The organism is Streptomyces hesseae, from assembly GCF_031845785.1.
Classification (GTDB): domain Bacteria; phylum Actinomycetota; class Actinomycetes; order Streptomycetales; family Streptomycetaceae; genus Streptomyces; species Streptomyces hesseae.
Map to the genome: position 1 here is coordinate 133,142 of NZ_JAVRFI010000003.1, position 19,893 is coordinate 153,034.

At 72.5% G+C, this 19,893-nt stretch carries 16 protein-coding genes and 1 tRNA gene; 6 read left to right on the forward strand and 11 right to left on the reverse strand.

Features of this window, described 5'->3' with window-relative positions; all coding sequences use genetic code 11:
- Positions 1-14: 14 nt before the first annotated feature.
- Positions 15-479, reverse strand: a complete 465-nt coding sequence (locus RM609_RS06560) for a hypothetical protein (RefSeq protein WP_311608698.1) — start codon at positions 477-479, stop codon at positions 15-17.
- A gap of 334 nt (positions 480-813) precedes the next feature.
- Between RM609_RS06560 and RM609_RS06565 the strand changes: the two genes are divergently transcribed.
- The gene (locus tag RM609_RS06565) at positions 814-2,991 is read left to right on the forward strand and encodes an alpha-N-acetylglucosaminidase (protein WP_311608699.1); all 2,178 of its coding nucleotides are present in this window, start codon (positions 814-816) and stop codon (positions 2,989-2,991) included.
- 91 nt (positions 2,992-3,082) lie between these two features.
- Here RM609_RS06565 and RM609_RS06570 read toward each other — a convergent pair whose 3' ends face one another.
- On the reverse strand, positions 3,083-4,585 hold the full coding sequence (locus RM609_RS06570) for a hypothetical protein (RefSeq protein ID WP_311608701.1): 1,503 nt from the start codon (positions 4,583-4,585) through the stop codon (positions 3,083-3,085).
- A gap of 365 nt (positions 4,586-4,950) precedes the next feature.
- Complete coding sequence (locus tag RM609_RS06575; RefSeq protein WP_311608703.1) at positions 4,951-5,784, reverse strand: NAD(P)H-binding protein; 834 nt, start codon at positions 5,782-5,784, stop codon at positions 4,951-4,953.
- A 110-nt stretch (positions 5,785-5,894) separates the two neighbouring features.
- On the opposite strand from RM609_RS06575, the gene RM609_RS06580 reads away from it, so the two are divergent.
- Positions 5,895-6,788, forward strand: a complete 894-nt coding sequence (locus RM609_RS06580; RefSeq protein ID WP_438828400.1) for an AraC family transcriptional regulator — start codon at positions 5,895-5,897, stop codon at positions 6,786-6,788.
- Between the two features lie 128 nt (positions 6,789-6,916).
- On the opposite strand, the gene RM609_RS06585 is transcribed toward RM609_RS06580, so the two are convergent.
- The 7 genes from RM609_RS06585 to galU all read right to left on the reverse strand — a co-directional run bounded on the left by RM609_RS06585 (position 6,917) and on the right by galU (position 12,368).
- Positions 6,917-6,990, reverse strand: a tRNA-Ala gene (locus RM609_RS06585).
- Between the two features lie 93 nt (positions 6,991-7,083).
- Positions 7,084-8,190 (reverse strand): divisome protein SepX/GlpR, encoded by a 1,107-nt coding sequence (gene sepX / locus RM609_RS06590; protein ID WP_311608706.1) that lies wholly within the window; start codon positions 8,188-8,190, stop codon positions 7,084-7,086.
- A 146-nt stretch (positions 8,191-8,336) separates the two neighbouring features.
- Positions 8,337-8,987, reverse strand: coding sequence for a GNAT family N-acetyltransferase (locus RM609_RS06595; protein ID WP_311608707.1), 651 nt, complete (start codon positions 8,985-8,987; stop codon positions 8,337-8,339).
- A complete protein-coding gene (locus tag RM609_RS06600; RefSeq protein WP_311608708.1) occupies positions 8,984-9,565 on the reverse strand; it encodes a MogA/MoaB family molybdenum cofactor biosynthesis protein in 582 nt (193 codons plus the stop codon). The genes RM609_RS06595 and RM609_RS06600 overlap by 4 nt, the downstream gene beginning before the upstream one ends.
- Entirely contained in the window at positions 9,562-10,056 is a 495-nt protein-coding gene (gene moaC / locus RM609_RS06605; RefSeq protein ID WP_311608710.1) for a cyclic pyranopterin monophosphate synthase MoaC, read from the reverse strand. The genes RM609_RS06600 and moaC overlap by 4 nt, the downstream gene beginning before the upstream one ends.
- 70 nt (positions 10,057-10,126) lie before the next feature.
- Positions 10,127-11,437 carry a molybdotransferase-like divisome protein Glp gene (gene glp / locus RM609_RS06610; RefSeq protein WP_311609134.1) on the reverse strand — a complete coding sequence of 437 codons (1,311 nt, stop codon included), beginning with the start codon at positions 11,435-11,437 and terminating at the stop codon, positions 10,127-10,129.
- A gap of 28 nt (positions 11,438-11,465) precedes the next feature.
- Positions 11,466-12,368, reverse strand: a complete 903-nt coding sequence (gene galU, locus RM609_RS06615) for a UTP--glucose-1-phosphate uridylyltransferase GalU (protein ID WP_311608711.1) — start codon at positions 12,366-12,368, stop codon at positions 11,466-11,468.
- Positions 12,369-12,448: 80 nt separating this feature from the next.
- On the opposite strand from galU, the gene RM609_RS06620 reads away from it, so the two are divergent.
- On the forward strand, positions 12,449-13,054 hold the full coding sequence (locus tag RM609_RS06620; RefSeq protein WP_311608713.1) for a 5-formyltetrahydrofolate cyclo-ligase: 606 nt from the start codon (positions 12,449-12,451) through the stop codon (positions 13,052-13,054).
- Positions 13,055-13,057: 3 nt separating this feature from the next.
- Here the strand turns inward: RM609_RS06620 and RM609_RS06625 are convergent, their stop codons facing one another.
- Entirely contained in the window at positions 13,058-16,000 is a 2,943-nt protein-coding gene (locus RM609_RS06625) for a penicillin acylase family protein (protein WP_311608715.1), read from the reverse strand.
- A gap of 323 nt (positions 16,001-16,323) precedes the next feature.
- On the opposite strand from RM609_RS06625, the gene RM609_RS06630 reads away from it, so the two are divergent.
- The 3 genes from RM609_RS06630 (at position 16,324) to RM609_RS06640 (ending at position 19,790) form a co-directional block, all read left to right on the forward strand.
- Positions 16,324-17,850 (forward strand): potassium/proton antiporter, encoded by a 1,527-nt coding sequence (locus RM609_RS06630; RefSeq protein WP_311608717.1) that lies wholly within the window; start codon positions 16,324-16,326, stop codon positions 17,848-17,850.
- Positions 17,851-18,098: 248 nt separating this feature from the next.
- Positions 18,099-19,394 (forward strand): MFS transporter, encoded by a 1,296-nt coding sequence (locus tag RM609_RS06635; RefSeq protein WP_311608719.1) that lies wholly within the window; start codon positions 18,099-18,101, stop codon positions 19,392-19,394.
- Between the two features lie 66 nt (positions 19,395-19,460).
- Positions 19,461-19,790, forward strand: a complete 330-nt coding sequence (locus RM609_RS06640) for an FmdB family zinc ribbon protein (protein ID WP_311608720.1) — start codon at positions 19,461-19,463, stop codon at positions 19,788-19,790.
- Positions 19,791-19,893 lie beyond the last annotated feature (103 nt).

Here is a 19,893-nt window from a genome sequence, read left to right on the forward strand (position 1 = left end):
TGGGTTCCGCGCGCTCAGCGCGGCGCCTGCTGGGGGACGAAGAGCCGCAGGTCGCGCAGCTCGTTGTGCTGCCCGGGCGGGAGCCCGTCGACGACGACCACGGCCCGTCCGTAGTAGGCGGAACGATCCTTCCGCACCAGTCCGGCGAAGGTGACCTTCGCCGGGTAGCTCCTGTCGCGGCAGCCCGGCAGGCACCAGCCGCCGGACGCCTCCCCGGTCGCCTCGGCGGCCGGACCGCCCCAGGACAGCCAGCGCAGCCCGGTGAGCCGTACGGACTCACCGGCCTCGAAGGACGCGGGACGGCGCAGCGAGGGTTTACCGGGGCCCTCGACCGCGTAGACCGGGCCGGTGAGGGCGGTGGGGGGCCGGGCGGGGCCCGCGTCCTCCAGCCCGCCGGGTTCCGCGCAGCCGCAGAGCAGGGCGGCCAGCAGTCCGGCGGCGAGGGGGGCGGCGCCGGGCCGTGCGTGAATCGGTCGCACGGGTCTCGCGTGGAGTGGTCGCACGGACTTCCTCACGCCGTCGGGACAGGAGCGGACTGGACGAGCGGGACGAGCCGGACGAGCGGAACGGACCTCACGGCCACCCCGCCCCCACCCGCCCTTAGCAGGTCGCACGAGGCTCGTGGGGCCATTCGTGCCAAATGTAACCGGCGTGGCTGGTTCGACGCCCGTGCCCTTGACCGATTCCCGACGGGGACTCATAGGATCTCCGCGCTCAAGTGGTCCAGGCCGGCCAGCCGTCAGCCGACGGCCGGGAGCCGGCCCGTAGCCAGTCGCCGGCCGGCAGGCCGCGGCGCCACGGTGGAGGTCACTCATGCCCATCGCCCGTCGTACGATCCTCGGCGCGCTCGCCGGGACCGCCGCACTCGGCACGGTGGGGGTGCCCTCCGCCGGGGCGGCCCCGGCCGGGGCCGCCGCCTCCGCGCTGGCCCGGCTGCTGCCGCGCCACCATGACCAGGTCACCTTCCGTACCGTGCCCCGCCGGGGCGGCCACGACGCCTTCCGAGTGTCCGGCACGGCGGGCCGGATCACCGTCGAGGGCACCACGGCGGCCGTCCAGCTGACCGGCTTCCACCACTACCTCCGGCACGTCGCCCACGCCCACGTCTCCTGGCGCGGCGAGCAGACCGGTCTCCTGCCGGCCCGGCTCCCCGCCGTCGGCACCCCGGTCGCCGCGACGGCGAACGTCGCCCACCGCTTCGTGTTCAACGACACCAACGACGGCTACACCGGCCCGTACCACGACTGGGACTACTGGGAGCGCGAGCTCGACGTCCTGGCCCTCCACGGCTTCAACGAGGTCCTCGTCTACGCGGGCGCCGACGCCGTGTACCACCGCACCTTCATCGAACACGGTTACAGCGACGCGGAAGTCCGCGCGTGGGTTCCCGGCCCCGCGCACCAGCCGTGGTGGCTGATGCAGAACATGGCCTCCTTCGGCGGGCCCGCCTCCCCCGAGCTCCTCGACCGCCGCACCGCCCTGGCGCGGAAGATCGTGCGCCGGCTGCGCGAGCTGGGCATGACCCCGGTGCTGCCCGGCTACTTCGGCACCGTCCCGCCCGGCTACGCCGAGCGCAACAAGGGCGCCCGGACCATTCCGCAGGGCGGCTGGTGCGGCTTCGACCGCCCCGACTGGCTCGACCCCCGCACCCCCCACTTCGCCGCCGTCGCCCGCACCTTCTACCGGGTGCAGCAGGAGCTCTACGGCGCGACGTCCATGTACAAGATGGACCTGCTGCACGAGGGCGGCTCCCCCGGCGACGTCCCCGTCGGCGCGGCGGCCAAGGCGGTGGAGAAGGCGCTGCGCACGGCCCACCCGGACGCCGTCTGGGCCATCCTCGGCTGGCAGCACAACCCCCGGCGGGAGATCGTCGACGCCGTCGACCGCTCCCGGATGCTCGTCCTCGACGGCATCCCCGACCGCTTCCCGAAGATCGTCGACCGGGAGCGGGACTGGGGCGGCACCCCCTACGCCTTCGGCACCATCTGGAACTTCGGCGGCCACACCCAGCTGGGCGCCAACACCCCCGAGTGGGTCTCGCTCTACGAGCAGTGGCGCACCAAACCGGGCAGCGCCCTGCGCGGCATCGCCGTGATGCCGGAGGCCGCCGACAACGACCCCGCCGCCCTCGCCCTCTTCTCCGACCTGGCCTGGACGTCCGGGCCGGTCGACCTCCGGACGTGGTTCGGGCAGTGGGCCGTCACCCGCTACGGGGCCGCCGACGCGGGCGCCGCCCGCGCCTGGGACACCCTGCGCCGCACCGCCTACGGCACCACCCGCGCCGACAGCTGGAGCGAGCAGGCGGACGGCCTCTTCGGCGCTCGCCCCGACCTGGCGGTCGACCGGGCCGCGAGCTGGTCGCCGCAGAAGCTGCGCTACGACGCCGCCGAGTTCGAGACGGCCCTCCCGGCCCTGCTGTCCGTGGCCCCGCCCCTGCGCGCGAGCTCCGCGTACCGGGCCGACCTCGTGGACGTCGCCCGCCAGTGCGTGTCCAACCGCGGCCGGCTGCTGCTGCCGCGCGTCAAGGCCGCCTACGACGAGGGGGACCGCGACCGCTTCGGCGACCTCACCCGGCAGTGGCTGGACTGGATGGAGCTGCTGGAGCAGATCGTCGCCACGGACGACCGCCATCTGCTGGGCCGCTGGCTGGCCGCCGCCCGCGCCTGGGGCTCCTCCGACGCCGAACGCGACCGCCTCCAGGCCGACGCCCTCTCCCTGCTGACGGTCTGGGGCCCCCGCCCGGCGGCGGACGGCGGCAAGCTCCACGACTACGCGAACCGCGAGTGGGCGGGCCTGGTGGGCGGCCTCTACCGGCTGCGCTGGAAGACGTACTTCACGGAGCTGGAGACGGCCCTGGACGAGGACCGCGACCCGCACCCCATCGACTGGTTCACCCTGGAGGACCGCTGGACCCACCGCCCCCCGGAAACCCGCACCCGCCCGACGGGCGACATCGTCCGCATCGCGAGGACGGTGGCGTCACGGCTGTAGAGCCCGTCCGGGCACACCCCAGAAAACACGGGGACCCCCACCGGCACAAGCCGACAGGGGTCCCCGGAAACCGCGCTACGCGCTACGCGCGCTACCGCTTCTTGGCCGCCTTGCTGACGGTCCCCTCCCCGCCCGCGAGCTTCCACTCCCGGTGCAGGATGTCGACGGGGATCCGCCGCTCGAACAGCGGCGTGCCGAAGATCTTCAGCTGCGCCTGGAGCGAGCCCGTCAGGTCGACACCGCCGTACGCGGCCCACTTGCCGCTCGCGGAGGCCGACCCGTCGGACGCGGCGGTGGCGGTGCCCTCCGCCTCGGCCCGCAGGTAGGGGGCGAGGTTGGCGCTGACGCCGACCGCGCCGTAGAGACCCACGGACGCCTCGGCGCCGAGCGTGGCCTTGACCTTGCCCGCCGCGCTGGCCGTGGCCGTGACCGGCGTGGCGTTCATCTGGGAGCTGCTGACGGGCGTCCAGCCCTTGCCCCAGGTGTAGGCGCCGCCGACCTTGAAGTCGCCCTTCAGCTCCTGCTTGACGTCGACGGAGATCTTTCCTTCGGCGTCGACCTGGAGGTAGCAGGTGAGGTCGAGGTTGACGACGACCGGCACCGGGCCGACCTGGATGACCGGGTCGGCGTGGAGCTTCGCGAAGGGCAGCTTGATGGGCTTGTCGGCGGTGGTGGCCACCGCCTGGCCCTTCAGCTCCCACGCGGAGGACCAGTCGCCGGACAGGGCCAGCGACGCGGTGCCCGGGCCGCCGGTGGATCCGACGCCCTTGCCGTTGTAGGAGAAGTCCACCTCGGGGGCGAGCTGGACATAACCCGCGGCGGACGCCTCGGCCGTGACCGGGGAGCCCTTGGGCGTGGGGATGGACGCGCCGACGTCCAGTCGCAGGTTGCCCAGCGGCACCTTGGCGCCCTGGGGCCCCACGTGAATACCGTCCGGCTTCGTCCAGGAGGCCTTGACGCCCGGCAGAAGCGGTACGACCTTCACGGCCGACGGGTCGACGGGCACCGAGCCCTTGGCCTCGGAGTCGCCGAGCAGCGCGTCGAGGGTGGCCGGGGCCGTGTTGACCTCGGTGCCCTTGTCGGTCGTGCCCAGCACCTTGGTCACCTTGGCCAGCAGGCCGGAGGGCGCGCCGGGCGCGGGGGCGCTGGCGATGACGTCGCCGACGGCCACGCTGTTCGCCTCGGCCCCGCCCGGCTGCGCCGGCTTGGCCGGCTGAGCCGACTGGTCCGACCCGTTCGAGCCGTTCGACTGCGAGGGCTGCGAGGTCTGCGGCGACTTGTGGGGCTGGGGCGCGATGCCCTTCGGCTTCTTCGCGACGCCTTCGCCCTTGGGGCCCGCGATCACGGCCCGGCCGCTGCGCTGGTCGAACGAGGCGACCTTCAGCGCCGACTTGGCCGCCTTGGGCGCCGCGGCGCCGCCCGAATCACCGCCCGGACGGGCCACCGCGCTCGGCGCGCCCGCCCCGGCGGGGGCGGCGGCCACCGCGAGCTGCGGCGCGAGGGCGTTCGACGTCGCGGCGACCGGCTCGGCGTCCGAGCCCTTGGCCGCCTTGGAGGAGCTATCCGCCGAACAACCCGTGGAAAATATGGACACAGCGGTCAGAGAAGTTAAAACAGCGGCGTATCTAACAGACTTACGCAAATTCAAGTCCTTGGGAGCGTGAGGTGGGGGCGACCCGGCGGGGTACACGGCCGGGCCGCATCACACGGCATCAGGAAGGGCTACGACCGCCACGGGGCCCGGTATTACCGAGAAGTAGCGATCCGCAAGATCGTGCCATGGGCCACACACTCAGCAGAACCGTTTCCCTACCGCTGGAAACATGATCTGAGTCACACTTTGTTCAACAAGGTTTAATAAGTCAGCCGTTCAATCATCAGTGCTTCAACTGGCCTCGATAAGCCACCCTTTGAGGCGCCCTCATGAGACGCACCCAATGAGACGCTCCACGAGACGTCCTACGACCAGGCCCCCGTCGGCGCCACCCGCGCCGCGTACACGCCGAGCCCCCGGGGCTCCCGCCCGATCACCCGCCGCACGTCGTCCGTGAGCGCGGCCATGTGCCCGGCGCGCTGCGCCGCGAACATCGCGCCCAGCCCCGCGACCGACTCCTCCGGCCACCCCTCGGCGCGCAGCTCGGCCGCGTACTCCTCGGGCGTCAGCTCCACGAACCGGATCGGGCGCCCCGCCGCCCGGGCGATCGTCCCCACGGCCGCTTCCCAGGGCAGCGCCTCCGGCCCGGACAGCTCGTAGACCCGGCCGTGGTGCCCGTCCCGGGTCAGCAGGGCCGCCGCGACCTCCGCGACGTCCTCGGCGTCCACGAACGGCTCGGGCACCCCGCCGGTCGGCAGCGCCAGGCGCCCCGACCTCAGCGGCCGGTGCCAGAGGTCCTCGTCGAAGTTCTGGTGGAAGTTGTTCGGGCGGATGACCGTCCACTCCACGCCGGAGCCGCGCACGGCGCGCTCGCCGGCCGCCATCCCCTGCCCGAAGTCCGGGCCGACGTGCTCGACGCCCCGCCCGGAGAGCGCCACGAAGCGGCCCACGCCCGCGGCGACCGCCCGGCCGACGAAGTCCGCCACCGGCCCGGGGTCCTCGGGCGTCATCAGATACACCGCCGCCGCCCCCGCCACGGCCGGCTCCCAGGTGCCCGGATCCGACCAGTCGAAGCGCACCTCCCCCGAACGGGACGCCGCCCGCACCCGCTCACCCGCCGTCCGCAGCCGCCGCACCACGCGGCGACCCGTCTTGCCCGTACCGCCGAGAACCAGGATGTCCTTGCCCGTTGTCGTCATGACGCCGAGTCAACCGCCCTGCGCACGCCCCCGACATGGCCGGGAGTCCGCCGCGCATGCGCGATCGTACGGACGCCCGAAGCCTCGGGGGGCTCGCGTACTGTGACGCCATGGGCGACCCCTTCGACGACCTGCTGCGCGGCGTACGCGCCGACGGCACCGCCGTCGACCGGTCGGTCCTCACCCCGCCCTGGGCGCTGCGCTTCGACGACGGCGCCCAGCTGACCCTGTGCGTCCCGCTGCGCGGCGAGGCCTGGGTCCTCCTCGACGGCGACGACCGGCCGCACCACGTCGGCCGGGGAGCCGCGGCCATGGTGCGCGGCCCGCGACCGTTCGTCCTCACCGACGACCCGGCCTCCACCACCCCGCCGCGACCGCTGCGGGAGACCGGCCCCGGGGACCAGGAACCGGCGGACGGAGCCGGCAGCACGGTCCTGCTGGCGGGCGCGTACCGCTTCCAGGGCGCGATGCCGGCGCGACTGCTGGACGCCCTCCCACCGGTGGCGGTGGTGACCGACGACGACTGCTCACCGGTGAGCGAGTTCCTGGAGTCCCAGCTCACCCGGGGCCGGCCGGGCCGCCGGATCGTGCTGGACCGGATGCTGGACTGGCTGCTGGCGTGCACCCTGCGCGACTGGTTCGACAGTCCCGGGGCCTGCCCGCCCACCTGGTACCGCGCCTGGGGCGACGTCGTCGTCGGCCCGGTGCTGCGCGCGATGCACGAGTCCCCCGGCCGCCCCTGGACGCTCGTCTCGCTGGCCGCCGAGGCGGGGGTCTCCCGGACGACCATGGCCGCCCGCTTCACCGACCTGATGGGCGAGCCCCCGCTGTCCTACCTCACCCAGTGGCGCATGGACCTGGCCGCCGACCTGCTGACCGACCCCGCCGAGACCGTCGCCGCCGTGGCCCGCCGCGTCGGCTACGCGGACGCCTTCGGCTTCAGCACCGCTTTCAAACGCGTCCGCGGCCTGACCCCCAGCGAGCACCGCAAGGCGGCCTCCTGACAGCGATACAGGTCGCAGAGGAGAGCATGGAGAAGGAAGTCGCCCCGAAACGCGAAAAATCCCGCCCGATCTGACGATCGGACGGGATCTCCCGCTGGCTCCCATTCCGGTTCGGGAACCTACTGTTGTGGACCTGAGGGGATTCGAACCCCTGACCCCCTCGATGCGAACGAGGTGCGCTACCGGACTGCGCCACAGGCCCTTGCAACGAGTGAAACTCTAGCACCCCCACCGCGCTGCCCGGAAATCCGCTCCCCACCGCCTCCGCTGGTCAGCGCGGGGAGCGGCCCCGGCGTCACTCGTTGGCGGCGCGGGGACGGCCCTCGTCGGCGTACTGGTCGAACAGCGGGGTGTGCCCGCGCTCGCGGCGGGGACGACGGGGGCGGGTCCCCCGGCGGTCCTCGGCGGGGGGACGGTGGGCCTCGGCCGGCTCGGCGGTGCTGGAGCGGGCCGAGCTCCAGGTGTCCGCCGAGCCGCCGGTCGCCCGGGGGGCCACCGGCGCGGAGACATAGGTGGGCAGCGGGACGGGCACGGGCTCCCAGCCCTCGCCCTGGTCCCGCTCGCGCTGCTGGTCGACCCACTCGGCATGGTCGGTCTGCTCCACCAGGGCCCGCCGGCCCGCGCTGCGCGCGGCGGCCGCGCCGCCCGTCGCCGGGGGCGCCGCGTGGTGGACAACGGTGTCAGCGTCGGCGGAGCCGTCCTCGGGGGGCGCGGAGTGGGAGCGCGCACGCCCCTCGCGGAGGCGCTGGGCGGCCAGTTCGGCGCGGCGCTGGTCCATGGTGAAGGCGAAGCGGCGCCGCTCGTGGATGCGCAGGTAGCAGATGTACGCGCTCAGCAGCACGGCCGGGACGCCCGGCACCCACAGGAGGGAGAGGCCGCCGACGCCCGCGACGACCGCGCCCAGGGTGAAGGCGAAGAAGAGCAGCACCGTGGTCCGGCGGCGGCGGGCCAGCACCTTGGAGCGCCGGGCGCGCTCGGCCGCCGTCAGGGCGCCGGCCTGGGCGGCCGGAGTCGACGGCGACGGAGACGGGGACGGGGACGCCGAAGGAGACACCGGCGGGGCCGCCGGGGGCGGCGCCTGCGCGGCGTCCGGCCGACCGGACGCGGGCGCGCCGAAGGACCGGACGTCGACCATTTCGGTCGCCGCGTCCGGCTCGGGCGCCCGGGGCTCCGGCTCCCCGGCTTCCCCGGGAGCCGCCGCCTCGGCGGGGGCGCGCCCCTCCAGGTCCTTGGCGTAACGGCGCTCCATGCCCGCCCGTCCGGACAACAACCGGATGGCCGTGCTGAAGCGTTCCGTCGGACGGGCTTCATTGAGCTCGTCCTGCCTACGGAGCCACATCGGCACCAAGTAGGCGGCCCAGGCCCCGACGATGACTGCGTAGATCAGGCCGCTGCTGCTCACCCTTCACACGGTAGAGGGGTGTGCGCAGATGATTCCGCCAATTGGCGCGGTGTGTCGCACGATCCGGCTGATATCTCGAACTTTTTTTGTGATTGTTGAGATCGGAACCCTACGAATACCGTCAATTGACCGGTCAATTCGAACGTTTATTTTATTTCCGGGGAGAGTCCGGTCCCCGCGCCCGTCCCGCCCCTCGGCCGGGACCGGTGCCAGCGGGCCAGCAGCCCCTCGGGGACCTCCTCGGCGGTCAGCGCGTAGACCAGGTGGTCGCGCCAGGCGCCGTCGATGTGGAGATAGCGGGGGCGCAGGCCCTCCTCGCGGAATCCCAGTTTCTCCACCACCCGGCGGCTGGGCAGATTCTCCGGCCGGATGCACACCTCCACCCGGTGCAGCCCGACCGCGTGGAAGCAGTGGTCCACCACCAGCGCCACGGCCGTGGGCATCACTCCCCTGCCGGCCACGGCCTCGTCCACCCAGTAGCCGATGTGGGCCGAGCACATCGAGCCCCAGGTGATCCCGGCCACGGTCAGCTGGCCGACGAGCCGGCCCTGGTACTCGATCACGAACGGCAGCATCCGCCCGGCGTGCGCCTCGGCCTTCAGATGGCGGACCATCTGCCGGTAGGTGGGGCGCTGGGCGACGGGCCCACCGGGCGGCGGCGGGGGCACGGTGGCCTCCCAGGGGCGCAGCCAGTCACGGTTGCGCCGGTTGACCTCGCGCCAGGCGCGCTGGTCGCGCAGTTTTATGGGGCGCAGGGCGACATCGCCGTCCGCCAGCTCGACCGGCCAGATGTTCATGGGGCGACTGCGGGGTTTCTCGGGTGATCGCCGCCGGGCCGGCCTCCGCCGGGTTGATCGCCGCCCGGGTGGTCGCCGCCGTGGAGCTGGTCCACCGCGTGCCGGAGCAGCCGCTCCAGGACGGCCAGCCCGTCGCGTACGCCGCCCGTGGACCCGGGCAGGTTGACGATCAGCGTCCGTCCGGCGACTCCGGCCAGGCCCCGGGAGAGCGCGGCCGTGGGCACCTTGGCCAGGCCCTCGGCCCGGATGGCCTCGGGGATGCCGGGGACCTCGTGGTCCAGGACCCGGCGGGTGGCCTCGGGGGTGCGGTCGGTGGGCGAGATCCCGGTGCCGCCGGTGGTGACGATGACGTCGTAGGCGGCGGCCACGCCCGTGCGCAGGGCCTGCTCGACGGGCTCGCCGTCCGGCACCACGCGGGGCCCGTCCACCGCGAACCCCATGGCCGCCAGCCCGGCCGCGAGGAGGGGCCCGCCCCGGTCTTCGTAGACGCCCGCCGCGGCCCGGTTGGAGGCGGTGACCACCAGGGCGCGGTAGGACTCCGTCGGGGCGTGCCCGGAGGCGTGCGCGCCGGCCGTCACGCGCCGGCCTCCTGCCGGACGTACGGGCCGGACTTGCCGCCCGTCTTCTCCTCGACGCGGATGTCCGTGATGACCGCCGCCTTGTCGACGGCCTTGACCATGTCGACCACGGTCAGCCCCGCGACGGCGACAGCCGTCATCGCCTCCATCTCCACGCCCGTGCGGTCCGTGGTCCGCACGGTCGCGAGGATCTCGACGGCCTCGTCGGTGACGGTCAGGTCGACCGTGACCCCGGAGAGGGCGAGCGGGTGGCAGAGGGGGATCAGCTCGGGCGTCCGCTTGGCGCCCATGATCCCGGCGATCCGGGCGGTGGCGAGGGCGTCGCCCTTGGGCAGCCCCTCGCCCCGCAGCAGTTCCACGACGCGCGGCGAGACCAGCACCCGGCCGGAGGCCCTCGCGGTGCGCGCGGTGATCTCCTTGGCCGAGACGTCGACCATGCGGGCCGCGCCCGTGGCGTCGAGATGGGTGAGGTGCTCCTGGCCGCTGCTCATCGTTCTCCCGGTCCGGTCCCTGTGGGCAGCCACCGTACCCGGAGGGAGCGCGGACCGTTCGGGAAGGACGTCAGCCGAGGAGGACGACCTCGACCTCGGCGCCCGGATCCACGGACGTGGTGTCCTCGGGGACGACGATCAGGGCGTCGGCGTCGGCGAGGGCCTTGACCAGATGGGAGCCCGCCCCGCCGACCGGGGTGACCTCGCCGTCCGCGTAACGGCCGCGCAGGAACTGCCGTCTGCCCGCCGGGGAGGACTTCACCCCGTCCACGCACACCGCCCGTACCGTCTCGCGGTCGCCGGGCGGGAGCCCCATCAGGGCGCGCAGCGCGGGCCGGACGAAGAGTTCGAAGGAGACGTACGAGCTGACGGGGTTGCCCGGCAGCGCGAACAGGGGGACGCGGTCGGGGCCGACGCGGCCGAAGCCCTGGGGCTTGCCGGGCTGCATGGCCAGCCGGCGGAAGGAGACCCGGCCCTCCTCGCCGGTCAGCCCGGTCAGGGCCTCCTTGACCACGTCGTACGCGCCGACGCTGACGCCGCCGCTGGTGACGACGGCGTCGGCGCGTACGAGCTGGTCCTCCAGGGTGGCGCGGAAGACCACGGGGTCGTCGTCGACGGCGCCGACGCGGTAGGCGAGGGCGCCGGCGTCCCGGGCGCAGGCGGTGAGCATAAAGCTGTTGGAGTCGTGGATGCGGCCCTCGCCCAGGGGCTCGCCGGGCGGTACGAGCTCGCTGCCGGTGGAGAGCACGACGACGCGGGGGCGGGGCCGTACGGTCACGGTGGCGCGGCCGATGGCGGCCAGCAGCCCGAGCTGGGCGGGGCCGAGGACCGCACCGGCCCGCACCGCGATCTCGCCGGCGGCGACGTCGCTGCCGCGGTCGCGGATGTGGGCGCGGGCGGCGACGGGACGGTGGACGCGGACCTCGCCGAAGCCCTCCCCCTCGTCCGGGGCCCCGAGGCCGGCGGCCATCGTCTCGGCCGGGCCCTCGCCGCTCTCGCCGTCGGTCCACTCGACGGGCACGACGGCCTCGGCGCCGGGCGGCAGCGGGGCTCCCGTCATGATCCGTACGGCCTCGCCGGGGCCCACGGCGGGCAGCTCGGCGCTGCCCGCCGCGATGTCGCCGACGACGGTGAGCACGGCGGGGAACTCCTCGCTCGCCCCCGCGACGTCGGCGGTGCGGACGGCGTAGCCGTCCATGGAACTGTTGTCGAAGGGGGGCAGGGCGGCGGGGACGACGACGTCCTCCACCAGCACACAGCCCTGGGCGTCCAGGAGTTGCAGCTCGATCGGCTCCAACGGGCGGATCTTCCCGAGGATGTCGTCGAGGTGCTCGTCCACCGACCAGATGCGGTCCCCTCCGGCGGCCGACCCGTCCGTCACACTGCTCAAGTCGCCCCTGCTCAAGTCGCTACATCTCCTCGGTGACATAACTCCGGAGCCAGGCCCGGAAGTCCGGTCCCAGATCCTCGCGCTCGCATGCCAGTCTGACAATGGCACGCAGATAGTCACCGCGGTCGCCGGTGTCGTAGCGGCGGCCCTTGAAGACGACGCCGTGCACGGGCCCGCCGAGGCCGGGCGCGGCGGCCAGGGCCTGGAGGGCGTCGGTGAGCTGGATCTCGCCGCCCCGGCCGGGCTCGGTCTCGCGCAGCACGTCGAAGACGGCCGGGTCGAGGACGTAGCGGCCGATCACCGCGTAGTTGCTGGGCGCCTCGCCGGGGCCGGGCTTCTCGATCAGGCCGGTGACCTCGACGACGTCCTCGATGTCGGTGGGCTTGACGGCCGCGCAGCCGTAGAGCCCGATCTGCGCGGGGTCGACCTCCATCAGCGCGATCACGCTGCCGCCGCGCCTGCGCTGGATGTCGACCATGCGCGAGAGCAGCGGGTCCCGGGCATCGATCAGGTCGTCGCCGAGCAGTACGGCGAAGGGCTCGTCGCCCACGTGCGGGGCGGCGCACAGCACCGCGTGGCCCAGGCCCCGGGGGTCGCCCTGGCGCACATAGTGCATGGTGGCGAGATCGCTGGACTCCTGGACCTTGGCGAGGCGGGACTCGTCGCCCTTGCGCCGCAGGGCCTCTTCAAGCTCGTAATTGCGGTCGAAGTGGTCCTCAAGGGGGCGCTTGTTACGGCCCGTGATCATGAGGACGTCGGACAATCCCGCGTGAACCGCTTCTTCCACCACGTACTGGATGGCCGGCTTGTCGACGACCGGCAGCATCTCCTTGGGCGTGGCCTTGGTGGCCGGGAGAAAGCGGGTTCCGAGCCCGGCGGCAGGGATGACAGCCTTGCTGATCCGAGGGCGCGATTGAGTCATGGGCCGAACACTAACCGTTGAGACTGAGCGGAAGATGTGACTCCGCCGAGTATGACCCCAGACAGGAGATTGCCGAAACCATGGGTTCGTCAGCAGAGATCCCCGAGCTCGACAAGGCGGCGTTGCGGCGCGCCCTCCTGGCGGTGAGAGCCGGGTTGACCAGGGATGACATCCGCGCGTACGAGACGGAGCTGGGCCGCCGCGCCCTGGAGCTGCCGGAGCTGGCGGAGGCGCGGACGGTGGCCGCGTACGTCTCCGTCGGCGGGGAGCCGGGCACCCGCGCGCTGCTGGACACGCTGCGTGAGCGCGGGGTGCGGGTGCTGCTGCCGGTGCTGCTGCCGGACAACGATCTCGACTGGGGGCTCTACCGGGGCCCGGAGCATCTCGTCCGGGCGGGCCGGGGGCTGCTGGAGCCCGACGGGGAGCGGCTCGGCCCCGACGCGGTCACCGGGGCCGACGCGGTGCTGCTGCCCGGGCTCGCCGTGGACGGACGCGGGCTGCGGCTGGGCCGGGGCGGCGGCTCGTACGACCGGGTGCTGGCCCGGCTGGACCGCGCGGGAGCGGCTCCCGCCCGCGTCGTGCTCCTCTACGACAACGAGGTGGTCGCGCGGGTCCCGGAGGAACCGCACGACCACCCCGTGCACGCGGTGATCACCCCTGACGGGGTCCGCCGCTTCGCGGCGTAGCCGCTACGGCTTGAGCGTCAGGACCGCGTCCTTGCTCTTCTCGACGGCGTCCTTGCTGAAGGCCCACGGCAGCAGCTCGCCCTTGGCCCACATGTCCGTCTGGTCGTAGTAGTGGGCGTTGTAGGCGTGGCCGGAGGCACCGGTGAGGTTGATCCAGCGGGACTTGTCGAGGTCGGCGAGGTTGACGACCATCCGCATGGACGGCACCCAGACCACGTCGTAGCCGCCCGCCGCGTTCCAGCCGGCGGCGTTGACCGCCGCCTCGCCGCCCGCGAGGTTCCAGGGGCCCCGGTTGAGCATCCACCGGACGATGGCGGGGCCGTCCTTTCCGAGGGTCTGGTTCTTCAGGCTCAGCTGGTGCAGCCGGCCCCAGCTCCACTGGGTGACGTCCTTGCCGAGCTTGGAGGTCAGCTCCATCCGGGCGTCGATCATGGCCTGGGCCAGCAGCTGGTCGCGGTTGGCGGCGCCCGGGTTGGCGCGGGTGCCGTTGGTCTTCCACCACGCGTTGTCGGGCTTGTCCACGATGTTGCGGACGACCTCGAACCAGCGGTCGCCGCCGTCGGGCTGCGCGGCGTCGGGGTCGCGCTCGCCGCACTCGAGGACCAGGCGGGTGTTGCCGTCCAGGTCCTCCTGCGGGCCGGAGTCATTGGGCGGGCGCACCCGCAGGCACTGGCCCTTGACCCGCAGCTCCTTGGGGAGCTTGTTTCCGAAGGCGAGCTTGAGGGTGTTGCGCCACACCGCGTTGAAGTACGCGGCGGCCGCCGAGTCGGGCTCCTGGGTGTAGTCCCAGTCCTTCAGCAGGTTCTGCGCCTCGCGGACGTACTTCGTCTCGCGCTCGTTGGCACCCTTGACGTCGATCTTGAGCAGGTAGGGCGTCAGCAGCTTGCCGATCTCGCTGCCGTTGTCCATCTGCATCTTCTGCATGTCCTCCGTCGAGATCTTCCCGCCGTCCTTGATCTTCGACTGGATCATGTCGTTTATCCGCTGGCTGCGGGCGCCGTAGCCCCAGTCCTGCGTCAGGAGGTACGGGTAGGCCTTGTCGGCGACGGCCTGGTTGGCGGTGACGATGTAGCCGCGCTTGGGGTTGAAGTCGTACGGCAGCGCGGACTGCGGCACATAGTCGGTCCACTGGTAGGCCGGGTCCCAGCCGGGGGCGGGCAGCCGGCCGTCGGGCGCGGGGGCCTGCGCGTCGGGCTTGGCGCCGTCCTTGGCGTCGATCTTGCCGTCGCCGTTGACGTCGGTCTTCGGCTCGCCGGTGGTGCCGGTGGCGCTGGTCCGAGGAGTGCCGTTCGTCCCGGTCTGACCCTTCTGCGGGGTCCCGTCGGTCTCGCCGCCCTTGGCCTCGCCGCCCGCCTTGCCGCGGACGGGGATCCGGCCCGGGGCCTGGTAGCCGATGTTGCCCTTGGTGTCGGCGTAGATCAGGTTCTGCGAGGGGACGTCGAAGTCGGCCGCCGCCTTGCGGAAGGAGGCCCAGTCGCTCGCCCGGTCCAGCGAGAACATGGCGTCCATGGTCTTGCCCGGCTCCAGCGCGGTCCAGCGCAGCGAGACGGCGTAGCCCTCGGCGCGGTCCGGCGCCGGGTCCTGCACAGGCGCCTTCTCGCCGACCTTGACGAGCTCGTCGTTGCGGTCGGAGACGATCGGGCCGTTGCCGGTCTCGCGGACGGTGATCTCACGGCTCTTCTCGCCCGCGACCTTGATGGTCTCCTTGCGGGTGACGAAGGGCTTCTGCTTGCCGTCGTAGAGGTAGCTGTCGGCGGTGACCTTCTCCAGGTAGAGGTCGGAGACGTCGGCGCCGAGATTGGTCATGCCCCAGGCGATGTCCTTGTTGTGGCCGATGACCACGCCGGGCATGCCCGCGAAGGTGTAGCCGGCCACGTCGAACGGGCACTGCTCGCCGGTGGTGGTGCAGTGGAGGCCCATCTGGTACCAGAGCGAGGGCATCTGCGGCGCGAGGTGCGGGTCGTTGGCCAGCAGCGGCTTTCCGGTGGTCGTGTACTGACCGGAGACGACCCACGAGTTGGAGCCGATGCCGTTGCCGCTGGGGCCGAGCAGCGCCGGGATCTTCTCCAGCGAGCTCGACAGCGAGGCCAGGCTGCTGCGCAGGCCGTTCGCCGCGCCCGCGCCCCCGGCCGTGGCCGGGTTCTGCGCACCGGCGGACCGGTCTCCGCCTGCGGCGGCGCCCTTGGGGTCGAAGGCCTTGGCGGAGTCGACCGCGCCGCCCTCGACGATCGGCTTGTTCCGGTCGTACGGGTACGCCGGGTACAGGTCGTCGATCTGCTGGGGGGTCAGCCGCGAGGAGGCGAGGGACCGGTCGATCTCGTCCTTCATATTGCCGCGCAGGTCCCAGGCCATCGCCTTGAGCCAGGCGACGGAGTCGACCGGGGTCCAGGCCTCGGGCTTGTAGTCATTCTGGAACTCGAGGGCGGCGTACTCGACGGACAGCGACTTGCCCTTGTGGTCCTTCAGGTAGGCGTTGACGCCGTCGGAGTACGCCTGGAGGTACTTCTTGGTGCTCGCCGACAGCTTGGTGTCGTACTCCTGCTGCGCGACCTTGCGCCAGCCCATGGTGCGCAGGAAGGCGTCGGTCTCCACCTGGCCGGATCCGAACATCTCGGAGAGCCGTCCGGCCGTCAGATGGCGGCGGACGTCCATCTCCCAGAAGCGGTCCTGCGCCTGGACGAAGCCCTGGGCGCGGAAGAGGTCCTCGGCGTTGTCGGCGTAGATCTGGGGAATGCCGTGGTCGTCGCGGACGACCTTCGCCTGACCGGACAGACCCTTGAGCTGAAGGGTGCCGTCGGTCTCGGGGAAGGAGGCGCGAACGGTGCTGACGCTCCAGTACGCGCCGAAGGCGACGCCCGCCACGAGCAGCAGCACGGTGGTGATCACGAGCAGGCGGGCGCGTCGCCCCTTCTTCTTTTTGCCGGGGCCGTTCTTGTTGGCGGGCATCGCTGTCCTTTGAGGGGCAGATGGTCCTGGGAATGCTGGAAGCAACCATAGGCGCAGGGCGCGGGGCGCCCGGACGCGGTGCCGTGCCGATCGACATCCGGCCAGTGCGGACGTGCCGAAGAGGCGTTAAGAACCCGTAAAATATTAGATGAGGAAATTAACTTCCTCTGGACGCATCCCCCATTGCCCCCGCCTTCGCGGCCCCCAGGACAGGAGGAACGTTTCGGCCGAATCGTGAACACCCCGACGCCGTATGACGACGCCCGTGGAACACCTCGTGAAGGGACCGGCCCCTGACTGTCCACCACCTCAACGAACTCCTGTTGATCTGCTCGCTCGTGCTGCTCGTGGCGGTGGCGGCGGTCCGGATCTCCTCACGCAGCGGGCTCCCCAGCCTGCTCCTCTATCTCGGCATGGGTGTCGCCATCGGCCAGGACGGCATCGGTGTCTCCTTCAATGACGTCGGCCTCACCCAGGTCATCGGCTACGCCGCGCTGGTCGTGATCCTCGCCGAGGGCGGTCTCGGCACGAAGTGGCACGAGATCAAGCCGGCGCTGCCCGCCGCGGCCGTGCTCTCCACCTTCGGTGTCGCGATCAGCGTCGGTGTGACGGCCGCCGCCGCGCACTACCTGGCCGGCGTCGAATGGCGCCAGGCACTGATCATCGGCGCCGTGGTGTCCTCCACGGACGCGGCCGCCGTCTTCTCCGTCCTGCGGAACGTTCCCCTGCCCGGCCGGCTCACGGGTGTCCTGGAGGCCGAGTCCGGCTTCAACGACGCCCCCGTCGTCATCCTCGTCGTGGCCTTCTCGGCCGCCGGCCCGGTCGACCACTGGTACCTCCTGCTCGGCAAGATCGCGCTGGAGCTGGTCATCGGCGCCGCCGCCGGCCTGCTGATCGGCATGGCGGGCGCGTACGGGCTGCGGCACGTGGCACTGCCCGCCTCCGGTCTCTACCCGATCGCCGTGATGGCCATCGCCGTCACCGCCTACGCGGCCGGCGCGCTCGCCCACGGCTCGGGCTTCCTGGCCGTCTATCTCGCCGCCCTGATCCTCGGCAACGCCAAGCTGCCGCACTGGCCGGCCACCCGAGGCTTCGCCGAGGGGCTGGGCTGGATCGCCCAGATCGGCATGTTCGTACTGCTGGGCCTGCTGGTCACCCCGCACGAGCTGGGCGGCGACATCCTGCCCGCGCTGGTGGTGGGGCTGGTGCTCACGATGGTGGCCCGACCGCTGTCCGTGTTCCTGAGCACGGCGCCCTTCCGGACGCCCTGGCAGGAGAAGGCGCTGCTGTCCTGGGCGGGGCTGCGCGGCGCGGTGCCCATCGTGCTGGCGACCATCCCCATGGTCGCCGGGGTCGCCGACAGCCGCCGGATTTTCAACATCGTCTTCGTGCTGGTGATCGTCTACACGCTGGTGCAGGGCCCGACCCTGCCCTGGCTGGCCCGGCGGCTGAAGCTGGGCGACGACGAGGAGGCCCGGGACCTGGGCATCGAGTCGGCGCCGCTGGAGCGACTGCGCGGGCATCTGCTCTCGGTCTCCGTCCCCGACGGTTCGCGCATGCATGGCGTGGAGGTGAGCGAGCTGCGGCTGCCCGCCGGGGCCGCCGTCACCCTGGTCGTCCGGGACGGCGCGAGCTTCGTGCCGGGGCCCTCGACCGTGCTGCGCCACGGCGACGAGCTGCTGGTCGTGGCCACCGACCCGGTGCGCGACGCGACCGAGCGACGGCTGCGGGCCGTCGGCGAGGGCGGCAAGCTGGCGGGCTGGCTGGGCGCGCCCGCGGAGCCCCCGGAGAGTGCGGTGGCGAAGCGCAAAGCAAAGAAGGGGCTGGTGAAGAAGAAGTTGGTTAAGTAAGCTATTCGGACTATTCGCGTGCGTATCGAGAGTCCGCCAGGACCTCGTGGTCTCACGCGAGGACCCGACAACATCGAACCATCTCTGCCTGACGCAGAGCTGGCGCGACCGCACGGCGGCCGTGGCCGCATGAGGCGGCCTGATCGGTATCTACCACGGTCCTGCGCGAGAGGACAGCTCTCGGCGCGCTCCGTGCGGCGTTTTCCGTTCGTCCGGCGTGCGCTACCAGGCGGCGGAAAGGCCGGACCGTGGCAGCCACGGTCAATGACACCACCGGGGCCGAGGCCCGTGCCGGGTACGGCAGCCTGCTGCGCACGCGCGGCGCGCTGTCGTTCCTGCTCCCCGGGTTCCTGGCACGCCAGCCGTTCGCGATGCTGACGATCGGCATCCTGCTGCTGGTCAACGACACCACCGGTTCGTACGGCACCGCGGGCACCGTCTCGGCGACGGCGGGCGTGGCCATGGCCCTGTTCGCCCCGCTGGGCGGCAAGCTCGCGGACCGCTACGGCCAGGCCACCGTGCTCATCCCCGGTGTCGTCGTGCACGCCGCCACGATCTCGCTGCTGACGGTGCTCGCGCTGTCGCACGCGCCCCTGTGGGCGCTGCTCGTGGCGGCCGTGCCGGCCGGCGCGTCGACCCCGCAGATCGGCCCGATGGTCCGGGCCCGCTGGGCGGCCAAGCTGGACGGCTCTCCGCTGATGCCCACGGCGGCGGCCTTCGAGTCGGTCACCGACGAGTTCACGTTCGTGATCGGCCCGGTGCTGGCCACCGCGCTGTGCACCGGCGTCCACCCGGCGGCCGGTCTGGTCGCCGAGGCGGCCCTGACGCTGATCGGCGGCCTGATCTTCGCCACCCAGCGGCGTACGCAGCCCGCCGCCGCGGGCCGCCCGGCCGCCGGGAGCGCCAAGAGCGTCTCCGCGCTGTCCGTGCCCGGCGTCCGGGTACTGGCGATCACCATGCTCGGCATCGGCACGGTCTTCGGCGGTATGCAGGTCTCGATGACCGCCTTCACCAAGGAGCTCGGCGAGCCCGGCCTCAACGGTCTGATGTACGGCACGTTCGCGGCCGGCAACATGATCGCGGGCATCGTCTGCGGCGCCGTCGCCTGGAAGATCAGCGCGCAGCGCCGGCTGCTGATCGCCTACCCGCTGCTGGTCCTGGCCACCACGCCGCTGTGGGCCGCGCACGCCCTGCCGCTGCTCGGCGCCGCGGGCCTGCTCGTGGGCCTGTGCATCGCGCCCTCGCTGATCACCGGCTACACGCTGGTCGAGAAGCTCGTCCCGGCGAGCGCCCGGACCGAGGCCTTCACCTGGCTGACCGGCGCGGTCGGCCTGGGCCAGGCCGCCGGCGCCACCGTGGGCGGCCGGCTGATCGACGCCCACGGCGCGAGCACCGGATTCCTGGTGCCGCTGGGCGGTACGGCGCTGGCGCTGGTGGTCCTGCTGGGCCTGCGCAAGGCGCTGACTCCGAAGGGCGAGTCGGTCGTCGCGGCAGGTGCCGTGGCACGTGGGGTCGGTCACCGTGAGCCCGTTTCGGTGGACTGACGGGCCGGAATACTGCACTATTGAGCGTCGTTAGCACTCATTGAGTGAGAGTGCCAGGAGGAACAAGTGCCGACTTACCAGTACCAGTGCACCGAGTGCGGCGAAGGCCTTGAGGCGGTGCAGAAGTTCACCGACGACGCCCTGACCGTGTGCCCGCAGTGCGACGGACGCCTCAAGAAGGTGTTCTCGGCGGTCGGCATCGTCTTCAAGGGCTCGGGCTTCTACCGGAACGACAGCCGTGGCTCGTCGTCCAGCAGCACCCCGGCGTCGAAGTCGACGTCCTCGACGTCGTCCTCCTCGACCTCGTCGTCTTCCTCGGCCTCTTCGAGCAGCGCGAGCGCTTCCTCGTCGAGCAGCTCTTCGTCGAGCACCGCGAGCAGCAGCTCGGCCGCCTGACACACGCGCATTCCGACGGAGCCCGTCGCCCCCTGCTTTCGGGGGCGGCGGGCTCCGTGGCGTCCAGCGGTTCCGTGGCGTTCGCCGGCTCCCCGGCGGGCGA